Source organism: Mesorhizobium sp. M2A.F.Ca.ET.039.01.1.1 (assembly GCF_003998035.1).
In the GTDB taxonomy this organism is placed as follows: Bacteria; Pseudomonadota; Alphaproteobacteria; order Rhizobiales; family Rhizobiaceae; genus Mesorhizobium.
Genome location: NZ_RZRY01000098.1, coordinates 1 through 14,113, shown reverse-complemented (window position 1 = coordinate 14,113; position 14,113 = coordinate 1). Strand labels below are relative to the sequence as shown.

General features: G+C 63.8%; 18 protein-coding genes. 9 read left to right on the top strand and 9 right to left on the bottom strand.

The features are described 5' to 3' along the window. Nucleotides 1-761: class I SAM-dependent rRNA methyltransferase (locus EOA24_RS10710; RefSeq protein ID WP_133374491.1), on the bottom strand; the 761-nt coding region annotated here is incomplete at its 3' end. Nucleotides 762-869: 108 nt separating this feature from the next. On the opposite strand from EOA24_RS10710, the gene EOA24_RS10705 reads away from it, so the two are divergent. Then, nucleotides 870-1,580, top strand: a complete 711-nt coding sequence (locus EOA24_RS10705) for a YafY family protein (RefSeq protein WP_126081185.1) — start codon at nucleotides 870-872, stop codon at nucleotides 1,578-1,580. A 70-nt stretch (nucleotides 1,581-1,650) separates the two neighbouring features. Then, nucleotides 1,651-2,046 carry a VOC family protein gene (locus tag EOA24_RS10700; protein ID WP_126081186.1) on the top strand — a complete coding sequence of 132 codons (396 nt, stop codon included), beginning with the start codon at nucleotides 1,651-1,653 and terminating at the stop codon, nucleotides 2,044-2,046. A gap of 39 nt (nucleotides 2,047-2,085) precedes the next feature. Here the strand turns inward: EOA24_RS10700 and EOA24_RS10695 are convergent, their stop codons facing one another. The 4 genes from EOA24_RS10695 to sppA all read right to left on the bottom strand — a co-directional run bounded on the left by EOA24_RS10695 (nucleotide 2,086) and on the right by sppA (nucleotide 4,840). Next, nucleotides 2,086-3,051 carry an ornithine cyclodeaminase family protein gene (locus EOA24_RS10695; RefSeq protein ID WP_126081187.1) on the bottom strand — a complete coding sequence of 322 codons (966 nt, stop codon included), beginning with the start codon at nucleotides 3,049-3,051 and terminating at the stop codon, nucleotides 2,086-2,088. Nucleotides 3,052-3,069: 18 nt separating this feature from the next. Beyond that, nucleotides 3,070-3,402 (bottom strand): DUF1049 domain-containing protein, encoded by a 333-nt coding sequence (locus EOA24_RS10690; RefSeq protein ID WP_126081188.1) that lies wholly within the window; start codon nucleotides 3,400-3,402, stop codon nucleotides 3,070-3,072. A gap of 118 nt (nucleotides 3,403-3,520) precedes the next feature. Next, the gene (locus EOA24_RS10685; protein WP_027165368.1) at nucleotides 3,521-3,805 is read right to left on the bottom strand and encodes an integration host factor subunit beta; all 285 of its coding nucleotides are present in this window, start codon (nucleotides 3,803-3,805) and stop codon (nucleotides 3,521-3,523) included. 78 nt (nucleotides 3,806-3,883) lie between these two features. After that, the gene (gene sppA / locus EOA24_RS10680) at nucleotides 3,884-4,840 is read right to left on the bottom strand and encodes a signal peptide peptidase SppA (protein ID WP_126081189.1); all 957 of its coding nucleotides are present in this window, start codon (nucleotides 4,838-4,840) and stop codon (nucleotides 3,884-3,886) included. Between the two features lie 293 nt (nucleotides 4,841-5,133). Here sppA and lptC point away from each other — a divergent pair, with 293 nt between their 5' ends. The 6 genes from lptC to ptsN all read left to right on the top strand — a co-directional run bounded on the left by lptC (nucleotide 5,134) and on the right by ptsN (nucleotide 10,380). Continuing rightward, nucleotides 5,134-5,847 (top strand): LPS export ABC transporter periplasmic protein LptC, encoded by a 714-nt coding sequence (lptC, locus tag EOA24_RS10675; protein WP_126081190.1) that lies wholly within the window; start codon nucleotides 5,134-5,136, stop codon nucleotides 5,845-5,847. Next, a complete protein-coding gene (locus EOA24_RS10670) occupies nucleotides 5,834-6,430 on the top strand; it encodes an LptA/OstA family protein (RefSeq protein WP_126081191.1) in 597 nt (198 codons plus the stop codon). Before lptC ends, EOA24_RS10670 begins: the two co-directional genes overlap by 14 nt. Further along, complete coding sequence (lptB, locus tag EOA24_RS10665; RefSeq protein WP_042641058.1) at nucleotides 6,430-7,248, top strand: LPS export ABC transporter ATP-binding protein; 819 nt, start codon at nucleotides 6,430-6,432, stop codon at nucleotides 7,246-7,248. Before EOA24_RS10670 ends, lptB begins: the two co-directional genes overlap by 1 nt. Nucleotides 7,249-7,437: 189 nt before the next feature. Further along, a complete protein-coding gene (gene rpoN, locus EOA24_RS10660; protein WP_126081192.1) occupies nucleotides 7,438-8,964 on the top strand; it encodes an RNA polymerase factor sigma-54 in 1,527 nt (508 codons plus the stop codon). A gap of 302 nt (nucleotides 8,965-9,266) precedes the next feature. Further along, the gene (raiA, locus tag EOA24_RS10655; RefSeq protein WP_126081193.1) at nucleotides 9,267-9,854 is read left to right on the top strand and encodes a ribosome-associated translation inhibitor RaiA; all 588 of its coding nucleotides are present in this window, start codon (nucleotides 9,267-9,269) and stop codon (nucleotides 9,852-9,854) included. A 61-nt stretch (nucleotides 9,855-9,915) separates the two neighbouring features. Beyond that, nucleotides 9,916-10,380, top strand: coding sequence for a PTS IIA-like nitrogen regulatory protein PtsN (ptsN, locus tag EOA24_RS10650; protein ID WP_042641064.1), 465 nt, complete (start codon nucleotides 9,916-9,918; stop codon nucleotides 10,378-10,380). 191 nt (nucleotides 10,381-10,571) lie between these two features. On the opposite strand, the gene EOA24_RS10645 is transcribed toward ptsN, so the two are convergent. Both EOA24_RS10645 and EOA24_RS10640 read right to left on the bottom strand, forming a co-directional pair. After that, a complete protein-coding gene (locus EOA24_RS10645) occupies nucleotides 10,572-10,829 on the bottom strand; it encodes a DUF1150 family protein (protein WP_126081194.1) in 258 nt (85 codons plus the stop codon). A 63-nt stretch (nucleotides 10,830-10,892) separates the two neighbouring features. Next, nucleotides 10,893-11,318 (bottom strand): Hsp20 family protein, encoded by a 426-nt coding sequence (locus EOA24_RS10640; protein ID WP_042641067.1) that lies wholly within the window; start codon nucleotides 11,316-11,318, stop codon nucleotides 10,893-10,895. A 141-nt stretch (nucleotides 11,319-11,459) separates the two neighbouring features. Between EOA24_RS10640 and EOA24_RS10635 the strand changes: the two genes are divergently transcribed. After that, entirely contained in the window at nucleotides 11,460-12,401 is a 942-nt protein-coding gene (locus tag EOA24_RS10635) for a nucleoside hydrolase (RefSeq protein ID WP_126081195.1), read from the top strand. 152 nt (nucleotides 12,402-12,553) lie between these two features. Here the strand turns inward: EOA24_RS10635 and EOA24_RS10630 are convergent, their stop codons facing one another. Both EOA24_RS10630 and EOA24_RS10625 read right to left on the bottom strand, forming a co-directional pair. Beyond that, nucleotides 12,554-13,168 (bottom strand): LysE family translocator, encoded by a 615-nt coding sequence (locus EOA24_RS10630; protein ID WP_126081196.1) that lies wholly within the window; start codon nucleotides 13,166-13,168, stop codon nucleotides 12,554-12,556. Nucleotides 13,169-13,261: 93 nt separating this feature from the next. Continuing rightward, nucleotides 13,262-14,113 (bottom strand): amidase family protein (locus EOA24_RS10625; RefSeq protein WP_245491237.1); only part of this gene is annotated, 852 nt, incomplete at its 5' end.

Below are 14,113 nucleotides of genomic sequence, written 5' to 3'. Positions count from 1 at the left end.
ATGTCGTAGCGGCTGCCGCGGCGCTCCTCGCGCTCGGCGAATTTCACCGCGTCCTCGACGATCCAACGGATCGGCTTGTCGCCAAGCCCGGCCATCTCCTGGTTCTCGCGCGCCCAGCCGATCGCCTTCTTCGAGGCGTCGACATGGGTGACCTCGGCACCCGCGCGGGCCGCCACCAGCGAGGCAAGCCCCGTATAGCCGAAGAGGTTCAGTACCTTGACCGGCCGCTTCGCCGCCGCGATCAGCCCCGCCATATGGTCCCAATGCGAAGCCTGTTCCGGAAAGACGCCGACATGGCGAAACGAGGTGAAGCGGCCGAGGTAGTCGATGCCGTCATGCTTCATCGGCCAGGTCTCGCCGAGCGGCGCCTTCGGGAAGCGCCAGCGGCCGATGCCTTCCTCGTCGGTGTCGCCGGTGAAGACGGCGTCGGCGCGCTCCCATTCCTTTGCCGGAAGGGCGCGCTGCCAGATCGCCTGACCCTCGGGGCGCACGATGCGATAGGGGCCGTATTGCTCGAGCTTTTCGCCCGCGCCGCTGTCCAGCAGCGCGTAGTCGGCGTTGGGCGCGACTTCGAGGATCAGCGGCAGGCGCTCGGCGGGCAAGGAACCCTCGCGGCGCGCAAGCACGCGCGGCGCCGGCTTGGCGTCCTGCCTGTGTTCCGGCCTCGCTTCGCGCCGTTCGTCTGGACGCGGTTGGACACTGCTGGCTTTTACGGGCTGACGCAGGCGGTTGTCGCGGTTTCGATCGCGAAAGGATTTCAAGAACGGTCTCCGGAACGGCAGGCCGCTTTTGACATAGGGATTCGGGCCGCGCAACAAAATGGTCCCGCATCTATGATGCACCCAGCTCTGGAGACACGCAAACCGACCATGTCCCGTTCTGAACGCTTGCTCGACCTTATCCAGATCCTGCGCCGCCACCGTCGGCCGGTGAGCGGCCGCACGCTTGCGGACGAGATGGGCGTGTCGATTCGCACGCTCTATCGCGATATCGTGTCGCTGCAGCGGCAGGGCGCGCCGATCGAAGGCGAGGCGGGGCTTGGCTATGTGCTGAAGCCAGGCTTCATGCTGCCGCCGCTGATGTTCTCAGACGAGGAGATCGAGGCCATCGTGCTCGGCTCGCGCTGGGTGGCAAAGCAGCCGGACAAAAAGCTGGCCGCCGCCGCGACCGATGCGCTGGCCAAGATCGCGGCGGTGCTGCCGGATGATCTGCGCGAGGACCTCGATGCCACGACGCTGCTTGTCGGGCCGCGCTCGGACAATCTCGAAGCGATCGACCTCGGCGTTGTGCGGCAGGCGATCCGCGAGGAACGCAAGCTGGGCTTCCTCTATCGCGACGCCGAGGGTGCGGCCTCCGAGCGGCTGGTCTGGCCCTTCGCGCTCGCTTTCTTCGACAAGGTGCGGGTGATGGCGGCGTGGTGCGAAACGCGCCAGGATTTCCGTCATTTCCGCGCCGACCGGATGTCCGACCTGACTCCGACCGGCGTCCGTTACCCACGCCGCCGCCAGGCGATGCTGAAGGAGTGGCGGGCGACGCTGGACGCGCCCCGCTCAAACGCCAGGAAGGGCGATTCCGCCTGATCGCTGCTGCCAGAATCTGACAGTAGGTCCGCATATGGTCCCGAAGGTCCAGACACTTTGGAGATCAGATATGACCACGCCGAATTTCGTCATCCTCTATGTCGACAGCCCGGAAAAGAGCGGTGCGTTCTACGCGTCGCTGCTCGGGCGCGAGCCGGTCGAGTCCTCGCCGACCTTCGTGATGTTCGTGCTCGACAAGGGTTTCAAGCTCGGCCTCTGGTCGCGCCACACGGTGGAACCGGCGGCTGCGGGGGCAGGCGGTGGCGGCGAGCTTGTGCTTGCCGTCGACAACGGCGCGGCGGTCGATGCCACCCATGCGGATTGGGCTGGCAGAGGCCTCAAAATGCTGCAGGCTCCGACCGATCTCGATTTCGGCCGCACCTTCGTCGCGCTTGATCCGGACAATCATCGCCTGCGCGTTTATTGGCCGAATGGGCAGGAGGGCAGTAGGGCAGTAGGGCAGTAGGTGTTCTTTCCCCCCTTATTCCCTTACTGCCCTGCTCCCTTACCCCTTGAGCGCCTTGTAGACGGCGATGCCGGCGGCGAGGTCTTCAAGGGCTGCGCCAACCGACTTGAACAGCGTGATCTCGCTGTCGGTTTGCCGGCCCTGTTTCTCGCCGCGCGCGAGCTCATGCAGATCGGCGATGATCGCTTCCGGTTTCAGCAGGCCCGAGGCCAGAGGCTGGACGATGTCGCCGGCCTCCTTGGTGGCGCCGGCGCGGGTGTCGACATAGACGCGGGCGCGCTTGATCGCATCGTCATCAGCCTCGCGCATGTCGGGCGTGAAGCCGCCGACGAGGTCGACATGGGCGCCCGGCTTGAGCAGCGCGCCCTTGACCAGCGGCGTGTTGGAGATGGTCGCGGAGGCGATGATGTCGGCCTCGGCAAGCTCCGCGTCGAGATCGCCGGCGGCATTGGCCGGAAAGCCTTCGGCGCGCAAGGCGGCCGCCACCTTTTCGGCATTGGCCGGCGTGCGGTTCCAGATGCGGATGGAGGTGATCGGCCTGACCGCCGAATGCGCCTTGGCAAGGAATGGCGACAGCGCGCCGGCGCCGATCACCAGAAGCCGCGAGGCGTCCTTGCGGGCCAGATAGGAAGCGGCGAGCGCGGAGGCGCAGGTCGTGCGCCACTGCGTCAGCCGCTGCCCGTCGATCATCGCCTGCGGCTCGCCGGTGACGCCGTCGAGCAAAAGATAGAGGCCCATCACCGCCGGCTTGCCTTTTGCGTTGTTGTCCGGCGACACGGTGACAATCTTGACGCCTATATGACCTCCCGCCGAGGTGCCTGCGGCGTTGAAGTCGGTCCAGGCCGGCATCAAAAGCAGGGTCGAGGCCGCGCCCTCCGGCCGCTCCACGCCATGATGGTGACGAACCGGCTGCACGGCGCCCTCGCGAAAGGCGGCGCGCAATGTCTCGACCAGGCCGGGAAAGGTCAGCGCGCGGTCGACCTCGGCGGCCGAAATGGTCAGCATCGAAGGCTCCGGATTGCTTTAGTTGGTCGGCTTGGGCAACGCCGGTCCATTCGGCGCGGCCGGCGCGCGGCTCACCGCCTGGCGCAGGTTTTCAGCCTCCAGGCCGCGCTGGCGCGCGAGCTTGCGGTAGCGGCCCTGCTTCACCCAGGTCGCCATGCTGCCGACGACCATGCCGACGGCCAGGGCCAGGAACAGGAAAATGAAAAGCGGCAGGTTCAGCGTCAGCGCGGGATTGCCGGGATGGAACGGATCGAGCGTGAAGGCGACGGCGCCGCGATTGGCGACGGCGAGCGCGATCAGGATGATGGCCAGCGGCACGAAGACCACGACGAGGATGAAGCGATTGAACATCAGATCTCCGTATAGAGAAGCTTCCTAAGCGCGCATGTCTTTGTCCCGAAACCGGCCTTCCCTTTCGGGAGACATGCTTTAAGCGCCAAGATGCCGTCTCGACCCGCCGGCGCGGCGCCTATTTGCCGCCGTTCAGCCTTTCGCGCAACTCCTTGCCGGTCTTGAAGAACGGCACCCACTTTTCCTCGACCTCGACCGACTCGCCGGTGCGCGGGTTGCGGCCGGTGCGGGCGGGACGGTTTTTCACCGAAAAGGCGCCGAAACCGCGCAACTCGACCCGGTTGCCCTCGGCAAGCGCGTCGGTGATTTCGTCAAAGATCGCACCGACGATGTTTTCGACGTCGCGCAGGAAAAGGTGCGGGTTGCGTGCAGCAATGATCTGCACAAGCTCGGATTTGATCATGGAACGTTCCCCGTGAAACCACTGCAGACGATTATCAGGATGATTTTTATTGCTTTTTTGGCTCGCGCCAACGGCATGTCAAGGGTGCCAGACCGAAACGAGACCGTCAAGAAACAAGCGGTCGGCGCCGAGCTCGTGAATGATATCGCCGCCGGCATCCGGCAGGCCAAGCGCCTTGGCGGCTAGTTTTGCCATCGACTGCGAGAACAGGAAGCCGCCACGCCTGTCCTTGTCCTTCCACTCGACGACCTTGAGCTTGGCATCCACGCCCTTCGTCGCCAGCCAGTCGATCGCCTCCTGCTCGCCGCCGACGGCGTCGACCAGATGATTGGCCAAGGCCTGGCGGCCGGTGAAGATCGAACCGTCGGCCAGCGCCAGCGCCTGCTCATGCGTCATCTTGCGGCGGTCCGCGACGATGCCGACGAACCAGTCGTAACTGTCGAGGATCAGCTTGCGCACCATGGCGCGCTCATCGTCATTGGTCGGCTTGAAGGGCGAGGGCGAAGCCTTGAGCGGCGAGGATTTCACTTCCTCCAGCTTGATGCCGAGCTTGTCCATGAGACCGCTGACGTCAGGATATTGGATCAGCACGCCGATCGAGCCGACGATCGAGGTCTTGCGGGCAACGATATGGTCGGCAGCACTTGCGATCATATAGCCGGCCGATGCCGCCAGCGTGCCGACCTCGGCCACTACGGGCTTGTCGCCGGCAAGCTTGCGCACGGCTTCGAATGTCGACTCGCCGCCGACCGTGGTGCCTCCGGGCGAATCGATCGACAGGATGACGCCCTTCACCTCCGCAGACTTGCGGATCGCTTCCAGCCTTTTGAGCAGTTCCTCGTCCTCGGTGATGGTGCCTTCGATCTTCACCTTGGCGATATGGGGGATCGCCTGGCCGGTGAAATTGTCGTCATAGACCCATGCCGAGAAGGCGATCACCGCTGCCGCCAGAACCACAAACGCAGCCACGCGCCAGAAAGTCAGCTTGCGGCGCAAGCGGCGGCGGTCGATCAGGTCGTCGGCTCTCATTGCCATCGTCAGCCTCATGGGTCGGCGGGAAAGCAAGCTTTTAAAGCAAGCCTCGGCACACGGCTACCGTTTCCTGAACGCCGGCTTCGAGCTCGGCGTTGATGGCGACCTCACGAAAAATTAACCCAGTCCCCTTCTGTATCTGCTATGAAGTGCGGGTCGTCTCCCCGAATTCCTCCCGATTTTGTGGGCGGCAGCCGTCACATTTTTGCAGTTTTCGTCCCCTTGTGCTTGCGTGTAGGTGCCGGCATACCACCTATAGGCGATGTTTGGGCGGACAAAGGTCCATTAGAAAAGTCATGTTGGCGCGATCTGACGAAACGAGCGATGCCGCTGCGGCACCGGCTCCCGCGATCCAAGAGGGCACGCGCGGCGAGGCGTTCAACCGCGCGCAACGGCACTCGCGCCGCGTGCGCGTGCTGAAATTCGCGGTGCCGCTGCTCGCGGCCGCGATTGCGATCGCCTTTCCAGTCTATTCCTACCTCAAAGCGCCAGTCTCCATTTCCGTGCAGGCCGACGGCACGGCGTTTTCGAACGGCAAGCTGGTGATGGCCAATCCGAAGCTCAACGGCTTCACCAAGCAGAAGCTGCCCTATTCGCTGACCGCGACCAGGGCGACGCAGGATGTCGGCCAGCAGGCCGTGATCGACCTCGAAGGCATCAACGCCAAACTGCCCGTCGCCACCGACAATATCGTGTCGGTCGATGCCGAGCACGGTATCTACAATCGCGACGCCAATACGATGGACCTCACCAGCGACGTCAGCGTGACGACTACGGACGGCCTTGCGGCGAAATTCAAATCGATCTTCCTAGACATGGGTAAAGGCTCTATGAAGACGAGCAATCCGGTCGACGTCAGCCGCGGCGGGTCGCGCATCACGGCGGACTCGATGTCGGTCGAGGATAATGGCAGGCTCGTGGTCTTCGAGAACCGGGTTCGCGTCAACATCGATCCGACTGCGCTGAAGGCGGCAGGGGTAAACAGTGGAGAACAGAATGCGTCGCAGTAAATCCGCGTGGGCTCTGGGCGCAGCCTCCGCATTGCTGTTTCTGGGGACGGCGCATTCCTTCGCGCAGTCGAGCGCGACCAGCCAGATGTCCGGGCTCAAGCTATCCGGCGACCAGCCGATCCAGATCGAAAGCGACAAGCTTGAGGTCCGCCAAGCCGAGAGCATGGCCATATTCAGCGGCAATGTGACCGTCAATCAGGGGCCGACCCTGCTAAAGGCCGGCAAGATGACGGTCTACTATGTCAAGGACCCCAAGGCTGACAAAAGCGCGGCTGCCGGCGCGTCGGCAATGACGGGCGCCGCCAATATCGATCACCTGGAGGTCGAGAACAAGGTCTACGTCAAATCGAACGACCAGGTCGCCACCGGCGACAGCGGCACGTTCGACATGAAGACGCAGGTGCTGGTGCTCAAGGGCAAGGAAGTGGTGCTTTCGCAAGGCGACAATGTGCTCAAGGGCTGCAAGCTCACCGTGCAGATGAAGAGCGGCCTCGCCAATGTCGACGGCTGCGGCGGCCGCGTGATGATGTCGTTCACGCCCCAGAAGCAGGGCGCGCAGCAGCAGGGAGCGTCGGGCAACTAATGGCCGGCGTATCCTCGCTGCTTGCCCGTCTTCCGGGACGGGCGGCCGCAAAGCCGGCTGCCCCGGCGACGGTCGGCACCGACAAGGCGAAGTTCAAGGGCACCCTGATCGCCAAAGGCCTGACCAAAAGCTACAAGGGCCGTAAGGTGGTGAGTGGGGTGACGCTCGGCGTGCGCGCCGGCGAGGCCGTCGGCCTGCTTGGCCCCAACGGCGCCGGCAAGACCACGTGTTTCTACATGGTCACCGGCCTTGTTCCCGTCGATGAGGGCTCGATCGAGATCGACGGCTTCGATGTCACGTCGATGCCGATGTACCGGCGCGCCCGCCTTGGTATCGGCTACCTGCCACAGGAAGCGTCGATCTTCCGCGGCCTGAACGTCGAACAGAATATCCGCGCCGTGCTGGAAGTGGTCGAAAAGGATCGCAAGGTGCGCGAACGCAACCTCGACGAGCTGCTCGAGGAATTCCACATCAGCCATCTGCGCAAGGCGCCCTCGATGTCGCTGTCGGGCGGCGAACGGCGTCGCCTTGAAATTGCGCGGGCGCTGGCGACGCGGCCTGCCTATATGCTGCTCGACGAGCCCTTTGCTGGCATCGACCCGATTGCCGTCGCCGACATTCAGCAGCTCGTCCGTCATCTCACGGCGCGCGGTATCGGCGTCTTGATCACCGACCACAATGTGCGCGAGACGCTCGGCCTGATCGATCGCGCCTATATCATCCATGCCGGCCAGGTGCTGACGCATGGCCGGGCCGACGAAATAGTCGCCAACGCCGATGTGCGGCGTCTCTATCTCGGCGAGGGTTTTACGCTCTGAGCGTAAAATACCTTTCTTCAGAGTGAATTTGAGCGAAATTCGACTGGTTTGTTGCGATTTTTCGGCCCAATAACGCTCCGGTAAGCCGATCCTGCTAGCGTTTTCCTTGACAAGCAAAAGCCGGGCCAGTTTCTATGCCCGACTGGAATGCAAGAGTGCGACGCGTAGACGAGGCGTTTGAATCCCACCATGGCGCTGGCAGCCAAACTGCAGCTCAGACAATCCCAGTCGCTGGTGATGACGCCGCAGCTGATGCAGTCGATCCGGCTGCTGCAGCTTACCCATGTCGAGCTCGAACGCTTCATCGACGAGGAGATCGAGCGCAACCCTCTCCTGGAGCGCGCCGAACCGCAGGACGACGCCGCCAGCGACCAGGCCCAGAAAAGCGAGGCCGCGCCGGAGCTGGATAGCGCCGGCGACTGGTTCGAGGGCGAGACGGAGTGGAGCGCGGAAGCGATCTCGCAAAAGCTCGACTCTTCCCTGGAAAACCTGTTTCCCGACGATCCCGGCACCAGCGAGCGGCTGGGGCCGGATCTCACGGCTCAGTGGAAGTCTGCAGCGGGCAGCGCCGGCACAGCCTCATCCGAGGGATTCGACGTCGGCGACATGGCCGCGGCCGCAGTCACATTGCGCGAACATGTCGGCGAGCAGATCGCACTTGCTTCGCTAAGCCCCGGCGAACGTCTCATCGCGGGCGAGCTTGCCGATGGGCTCGACGAGGCCGGTTATCTGCGCACCGACCTGATGGAGATCGCGGTCCGGCTCGGCACGGATGAAGCGGCGGTGGCGCGTGTGCTTGGCGCCTGCCAGAGCTTCGAGCCGGCAGGGCTCTTCGCGCGCGACCTTGCCGAGTGCCTGTCGCTGCAGCTTCAGGCGCGCGACAGGCTCGATCCGGCAATGAAAGCGCTGGTCGCCAACCTCGAGCTTCTGGCGCGGCGCGATTTCCAGACGCTGAAACGCATCTGCGGCGTCGACGAGGAGGACCTCCTCGACATGCTTGCCGAGATCCGCGCTCTCGATCCGCGCCCCGGCCTGGCGTTTTCGGGCGGCGCAAGCGACGCAATCGTCGCCGATGTCGAGGTCCGCGCGGCCAATGACGGCAGCTGGGCAGTTGAGCTCAATGCCGACACGCTGCCGCGCGTGCTGGTGGACAATGTCTACTTCGCCCGTGTCTCGAGCCACGCCAAGGACCAGGCGGAAAAGGATTTTCTCGCCGAATGCCTGCAGAACGCCAACTGGCTGACGCGCAGCCTCGACCAGCGGGCCAAGACTATTCTCAAGGTGGCGTCGGAAATCGTGCGGCAGCAGGACGCCTTTCTCGTCCATGGCGTGCGCCACCTCAAGCCGCTCAACCTGCGCACGGTGGCCGATGCCATCGGCATGCATGAATCGACCGTCAGCCGCGTCACCGCCAACAAATACATGCTGACGCCGCGCGGGGTTTTCGAGCTGCGCTATTTCTTCACGGCGTCGATCGCCTCGGCCGAAGGCGGCGAAGCGCACTCTTCCGAGGCCGTGCGCGACCGCATCAAGCAGATGATCGACGAGGAAAAGCCCGCCGACGTGCTTTCCGACGACGCCATCGTCGACATGCTCAAGGAAATTGGTGTCGATATCGCGCGCCGCACCGTCGCGAAATACCGCGAAGGCATGAATATCCCATCGTCTGTGCAAAGGCGGCGGGAGAAGCGGGCGCTCGCGAACGCCGGCCGCTAGGCCCGCCTGTATTCGGGCGATGCCGGCCCGACCCGAATCCCGATGATTTCCCGCAATCCCCAAGCTTGATTGACAAGCCGCAATGAAGTGTCTAGAAGCCCGCCCGCATGAGCAGGGCGTAATGCCCGCTTGCAAATGGGTCCGTCAGACAAGGCCATGGACGGCCAAGAAGGCGACTTGTGATCAACCGGAAAGTTCGGGTCTAAAATCGGCGCGCATGCCGCTGCGAAGCTTGTGCGCGCGCACCACGGGTATAAACTCGGGACCAGTTTGAAGCCTGGGCAAGGAAGGTCAGTTTTCAGATGAATCTACGCATTTCGGGAAAACACATGGACATCGGCGATGCGTTCCGCACGCGCATCAACGACCGGGTCGGCGAGGCGATCGAGAAATATTTCGATCGGGGTTTTTCAGGACATGTCACGGTCATCAAATCGGGGTCGCGTTTCTCCGCCGACTGCATGATCCGGCTCGATTCCGGCGCTTCCTTGCAGGCGACCGGCGACGCCCAGGACCCGACGCTTGCCTTCGAGGCGGCCGCCGATCGCCTGGAAACACGGCTGCGCCGCTACAAGCGCCGGCTGAAATCGCGCAACACCGGCAACGGCAATGGCGAAGAGCCGACCGACATCGCCTATACGGTGATGGCTCCCCTCACAGATGATGAGGAAGACATTCCGGAGGACTTCGCTCCGGCCATCGTCGCCGAATCAAGCATGACGCTGCGGACCATGTCGGTGGCGTCTGCCGTCATCGAGCTCGACAACAGCGACAGCCCGGTATTCCTGTTCCGCAACGCCGGGACCGACCATCTCAACATCGTCTACCGCCGGCCGGATGGCAATATCGGCTGGATCGATCCGTCGACGACCAAAGTCGCACAAGCATAAAAAGCCGGCCGCGCGAGGGGGCGACGACTGGCACGGCAGGCGAGCAAGGGATTTTTCAAGCATGGATCTCAGCGATCTCATCAGCGTCCCGGCGATCATGCCGGCGTTGAAGGCGAATTCCAAAAAGCAGCTTCTGCAATTGCTGTCGGAGAGGGCGGCGGCGATTTCGGGAATTCCGGAGCGGGAGGTGTTCGACACCATCCTGCAGCGCGAACGGCTGGGATCGACCGGCGTCGGCAACGGCATCGCCATTCCGCACGGCAAGCTCGCCGGCGTGAAGCGGATCGCCGGTGTCTTCGCGCGGCTGGAAACGCCCGTCGATTTCGAGGCATTGGACGACCAGCCGGTCGACCTCGTCTTTCTGCTGCTGGCGCCCGAAGGCGCAGGCGCCGACCATCTCAAGGCGCTGTCGCGCATCGCGCGCGTGCTGCGCGATGCCGACACAGTGGCCAAGATCAGGGGTACGCGCGACGCGGTGGCGATCCACGCCCTGCTGTCCGACACGCAGGCCTCGCACGCAGCCTGAAGTTTTGGGATAGAACTCTAGTTTTGAGAAGAAACCCTAGAGGGGCCGCCGGGAGCGGCCCTTTCCATTTTCGAACTGCCAGCAATCGCCTTAGAGCGTTTCACCGTTTCACGGAAACGGCGAACCGCTCTATCCCTTTGTTTTTACGCGATTCCGGACGGAAAACCGCTCACACTTTTCCTGGAATTGCTCTAGTGGATGGCGACAGTGGTCAGATCGTTCTCCAACGCACCCGCCAGCGCCCGGTCACGGGCATCGGAAAGCAGGATCGGCTGGCCGTTGGCGGCAAACAAAGCCCACAGCTCCAGGCCGGGCGCGATTTCGCCGAGGCCCGGGAAGCGGCCGCGCAGGTCGTCGCTCGACACTTTCCGCAGATAAGCGACAGAGCCTTCGCCGAGATGGGCGAGTTCGCCGCTGGTCATGGTGATCATTTCGTCAGTTCTGGTCATTTCAAGCCTCCTTGGCGCGAGGACGCCAGGATTGGCCGCCTCGCATAGAGCCATCGGCGAAGGTCAGTCTTTCACCGATATGTTTATTTTCCGTACCAGCCGCTCGGCCTCCGGCCGATCGAGATCGATCGACAGCAGGCCGTTCTTCAACTCGGCCGCTATCACCCGCATGCCGTCGGCCAGCACGAAACAGCGCTGGAACTGGCGCGCGGCGATGCCGCGGTGCAGGAATTCGCGCTCGGTGTCGTCGGTCTGGCGACCGCGCACGATCAGCTGGTTTTCCTCCGTGGTGACATCGAGGTCGCTTTCGGCGAAACCGGCAACGGCCAGTGTGATGCGCAGCCTTTCGGCCTTGCCGTCAGCGGCGCTGAGGCGCTCGATGTTGTACGGCGGATAGCTGTCGCCGGTCTTCGCCAGACGCTCCAGCGTCTTTTCCATGGCATCGAAACCCAAAAGAAGCGGGCTGGAGAAGGGCGTCATTCGACTCATTGTTACACTGTCCTCTGAAGAGCGACACAAACTGGAAAAACCCGGATGGCATTTTTCCCGATGGTCTTGATATGGTCCGCCGCGCGATCAAGTTCAAGCCATTAAACCCCGCCCAAAAAGACTCCCCAAAAAGGAATTGAAATGCCCCAGTCCAGAAAGATCATCATTGACACGGATCCCGGCCAGGACGATGCCGTCGCCATATTGCTGGCGCTCGGCAGTTCCGAGCTGGAGATCGTCGGCATCACCGCGGTTGCCGGCAACGTGCCGCTGAAGCTGACCCAGAACAACGCCCGCAAGATCTGCGAGCTGGCCGGCAGGCCAGACATGAAGGTCTATGCTGGCGCCATCCGGCCGCTGACGCGCGAGTTGGTCACCGCCGAGGAAGTGCATGGCAAGACCGGCTTGAACGGCCCGCAGCTGCCCGAGCCGACCATGCCGTTGCAGGAACAATACGCGGTCGATTTCATCGTCGAGACGCTAATGCGCGAAGAAAGCGGCACGATCACGCTGTGCCCGCTCGGACCGCTCACCAACATAGCGCTGGCGCTGATCCGCGAGCCCAGGATCGCGCCCCGCATCAAGGAAATCGTCCTGATGGGCGGCGGCTTCTTCGAGGGCGGCAATGTCACCCCGGCCGCCGAATTCAACATCTATGTCGACCCGCAGGCCGCCGATCTGGTGTTCAAATCGGGCATCCCGATCGTGATGATGCCGCTCGACGTCACCCACAAGGCGCTGACCTCGTCAAAGCGCATACAGGCTTTCCGCCAGCTCGGCACCAAGGTCGGCACCGCGACCGCCGAGATGCTGGAGTTTTTCGAACGCTATGACGAGGAGAAATACGGCACCGATGGCGGGCCACTGCACGATCCGTGCGTGATCGCCTATCTCCTGAAGCCGGAACTGTTCAAGGGTCGCCGCTGCAATGTCAGCGTGGAGACCGCGTCGGAGCTCACCATGGGCATGACGGTGATCGACTGGTGGGGCGTCACCAAGCGGGAAAAGAACGCCACCGTGATGCGCGACATCGACCATGACGGCTTCTTCGCGCTGTTGGTGGAGCGGCTGGGGCGGCTCTGAAAGCTTCCTTCTCCCCGTCTACGGGGAGAAGGTGCCGGCAGGCGGATGAGGGGCGGCGCGAATGTTGGTGTTTTGCCTGCAACCCCGGCGCTGCCCATCACCCGGTCGCTTCGCGACCACCCTCTCCCCGTGAACGGGGCGAGGAAGACTGCTCACTTCGCTTTCGTAAACGCCAGCCAGAGCCCGCCGCCGACGAGAAAACTGCCGCTGATGCGTGACATCAGCCTGACGCGGCTGGCCGACAGCAGCCGGCCGGCGCGGCCGGCGGCAAGGGCGTAGGTCGAGTCCGACATGGCGGCGAAGATCATCGCCGTCAGGCCCATGACCACGATCTGCAGCGTGTAATTGCCCTGCGGCGCGATGAACTGCGGGAAGAAGGCGCCGAAGAACACCAAGGTCTTCGGATTGCTGATCGCCACCAGAAAACCCTGCAGGAAGAAGCCGCCGCGCGGCTTCTTCGCCGACCCGTCCGGGTTCAGCGCGCCTTTTGCGCGAAACATCTGGATGCCCATCCAGATCAGGTAGGCGGCGCCGATCAGCCGCACCCATTCGAACCAGTGGCCCATGCCGGCGATCAGTGTGTTGAGGCCGATGCCGACGATTGCGATCATGATGGCGAGCCCGGCCTGCGTGCCGGCGACGTTGGCCAAGCCGGCGCGCGAGCCGTGGCGGATGCTGTTGGCGATGATCAGCGTGACGGTCGGGCCCGGTACCAGGATGATGACGATGCAGGCGACGACATAGGTGGCGTAGAGTTCCAGCGACATGATTTCCCTCGAACAGGACGGCGCCGACTTGGGCGGAGCGCGATCAATGCACGGGATTGGTGCTGGCGCAAGCTGGCCGGGCAGGGCGGCCCGTCACGCGGCCCCCACCGGCCAGGGCAGCGTCGCCTCGTAGGCGGCGCCGGCCTTGAGCACGGCGAGGTCGCCGCGCGGGCGGCCGATCAATTGCATGCCCATCGGCCGGCCTTTTGCGTCGAAGCCGGCCGGCACGTTGAGCGCCGGGCAGCCGCCCAGCGTGGCAAAGGCGGAGACCTGCATCCACCGGTGATAGCTGTCCATGCTCCGCCCCGCGACCTCGCGCGGCCAGTGGGTGGTTACGCCGAACGGGAAGACCTGCGCGGTCGGCAGAGCGATGAGGTCGAAGCGCTCGAACAGCGACAGCAGCGTGCGATGCCACTCGGTGCGCCAGACGCTGGCGGCATGGATCTGCGGCGCGGTAAGGCGCATCGCCTGTTCCACTTCCCAGACGGCCTCAGGCTTCAGAAGCCTGCGCTTTTCCGGGTCATCGTAATGCGCTTTCAACCCGCAGCCGCTGCTTGCCTGGCGCAAGGTGACGAAAGCCTGCCACAACGCCTCGAAATCGACATCCGGCACCAGCGCTTCGCTGGGGAACGACGCGTCCGCAAAGCGGGCAAGCGCGGTCTCGCAGAGGTCGAGCACGCCCGGTTCCGTCGGCAGATGGCCGCCGAGATCGCCCAGCCAGGCGACGCGGCCGCCGGAGGCTTTCGTCCCCAAGCCGCCGAGGAACGAGCCCTCCTTGGCATAGGACAAGGGTGCCTGCGGATGGTAGCCCGCCTGTTCGTCGAGCAGCAGTGCGATGTCGCGCACGCTGCGGCCCATCGGTCCCTCGACGCCCATCTGCGAATGGAAGACGTCGATGTCGGGGCCGGCGGGCACGAGCCCCTGCGAGGGACGGAAGCCGTAGAC

Excerpts from the sequence above, each read along its gene's own strand:
- EOA24_RS10705 (WP_126081185.1), top strand. The coding sequence starts at position 870 with ATGTCCCGTTCTGAACGCTTGCTCGACCTTATCCAGATCCTGCGCCGC.
- EOA24_RS10700 (WP_126081186.1), top strand. The coding sequence starts at position 1,651 with ATGACCACGCCGAATTTCGTCATCCTCTATGTCGACAGCCCGGAAAAG.
- EOA24_RS10695 (WP_126081187.1), bottom strand. The coding sequence starts at position 3,051 with ATGCTGACCATTTCGGCCGCCGAGGTCGACCGCGCGCTGACCTTTCCC.
- EOA24_RS10690 (WP_126081188.1), bottom strand. The coding sequence starts at position 3,402 with ATGTTCAATCGCTTCATCCTCGTCGTGGTCTTCGTGCCGCTGGCCATC.
- EOA24_RS10685 (WP_027165368.1), bottom strand. The coding sequence starts at position 3,805 with ATGATCAAATCCGAGCTTGTGCAGATCATTGCTGCACGCAACCCGCAC.
- sppA (WP_126081189.1), bottom strand. The coding sequence starts at position 4,840 with ATGGCAATGAGAGCCGACGACCTGATCGACCGCCGCCGCTTGCGCCGC.
- lptC (WP_126081190.1), top strand. The coding sequence starts at position 5,134 with ATGTTGGCGCGATCTGACGAAACGAGCGATGCCGCTGCGGCACCGGCT.
- EOA24_RS10670 (WP_126081191.1), top strand. The coding sequence starts at position 5,834 with ATGCGTCGCAGTAAATCCGCGTGGGCTCTGGGCGCAGCCTCCGCATTG.
- lptB (WP_042641058.1), top strand. The coding sequence starts at position 6,430 with ATGGCCGGCGTATCCTCGCTGCTTGCCCGTCTTCCGGGACGGGCGGCC.
- rpoN (WP_126081192.1), top strand. The coding sequence starts at position 7,438 with ATGGCGCTGGCAGCCAAACTGCAGCTCAGACAATCCCAGTCGCTGGTG.
- raiA (WP_126081193.1), top strand. The coding sequence starts at position 9,267 with ATGAATCTACGCATTTCGGGAAAACACATGGACATCGGCGATGCGTTC.
- ptsN (WP_042641064.1), top strand. The coding sequence starts at position 9,916 with ATGGATCTCAGCGATCTCATCAGCGTCCCGGCGATCATGCCGGCGTTG.
- EOA24_RS10645 (WP_126081194.1), bottom strand. The coding sequence starts at position 10,829 with ATGACCAGAACTGACGAAATGATCACCATGACCAGCGGCGAACTCGCC.
- EOA24_RS10640 (WP_042641067.1), bottom strand. The coding sequence starts at position 11,318 with ATGAGTCGAATGACGCCCTTCTCCAGCCCGCTTCTTTTGGGTTTCGAT.
- EOA24_RS10635 (WP_126081195.1), top strand. The coding sequence starts at position 11,460 with ATGCCCCAGTCCAGAAAGATCATCATTGACACGGATCCCGGCCAGGAC.
- EOA24_RS10630 (WP_126081196.1), bottom strand. The coding sequence starts at position 13,168 with ATGTCGCTGGAACTCTACGCCACCTATGTCGTCGCCTGCATCGTCATC.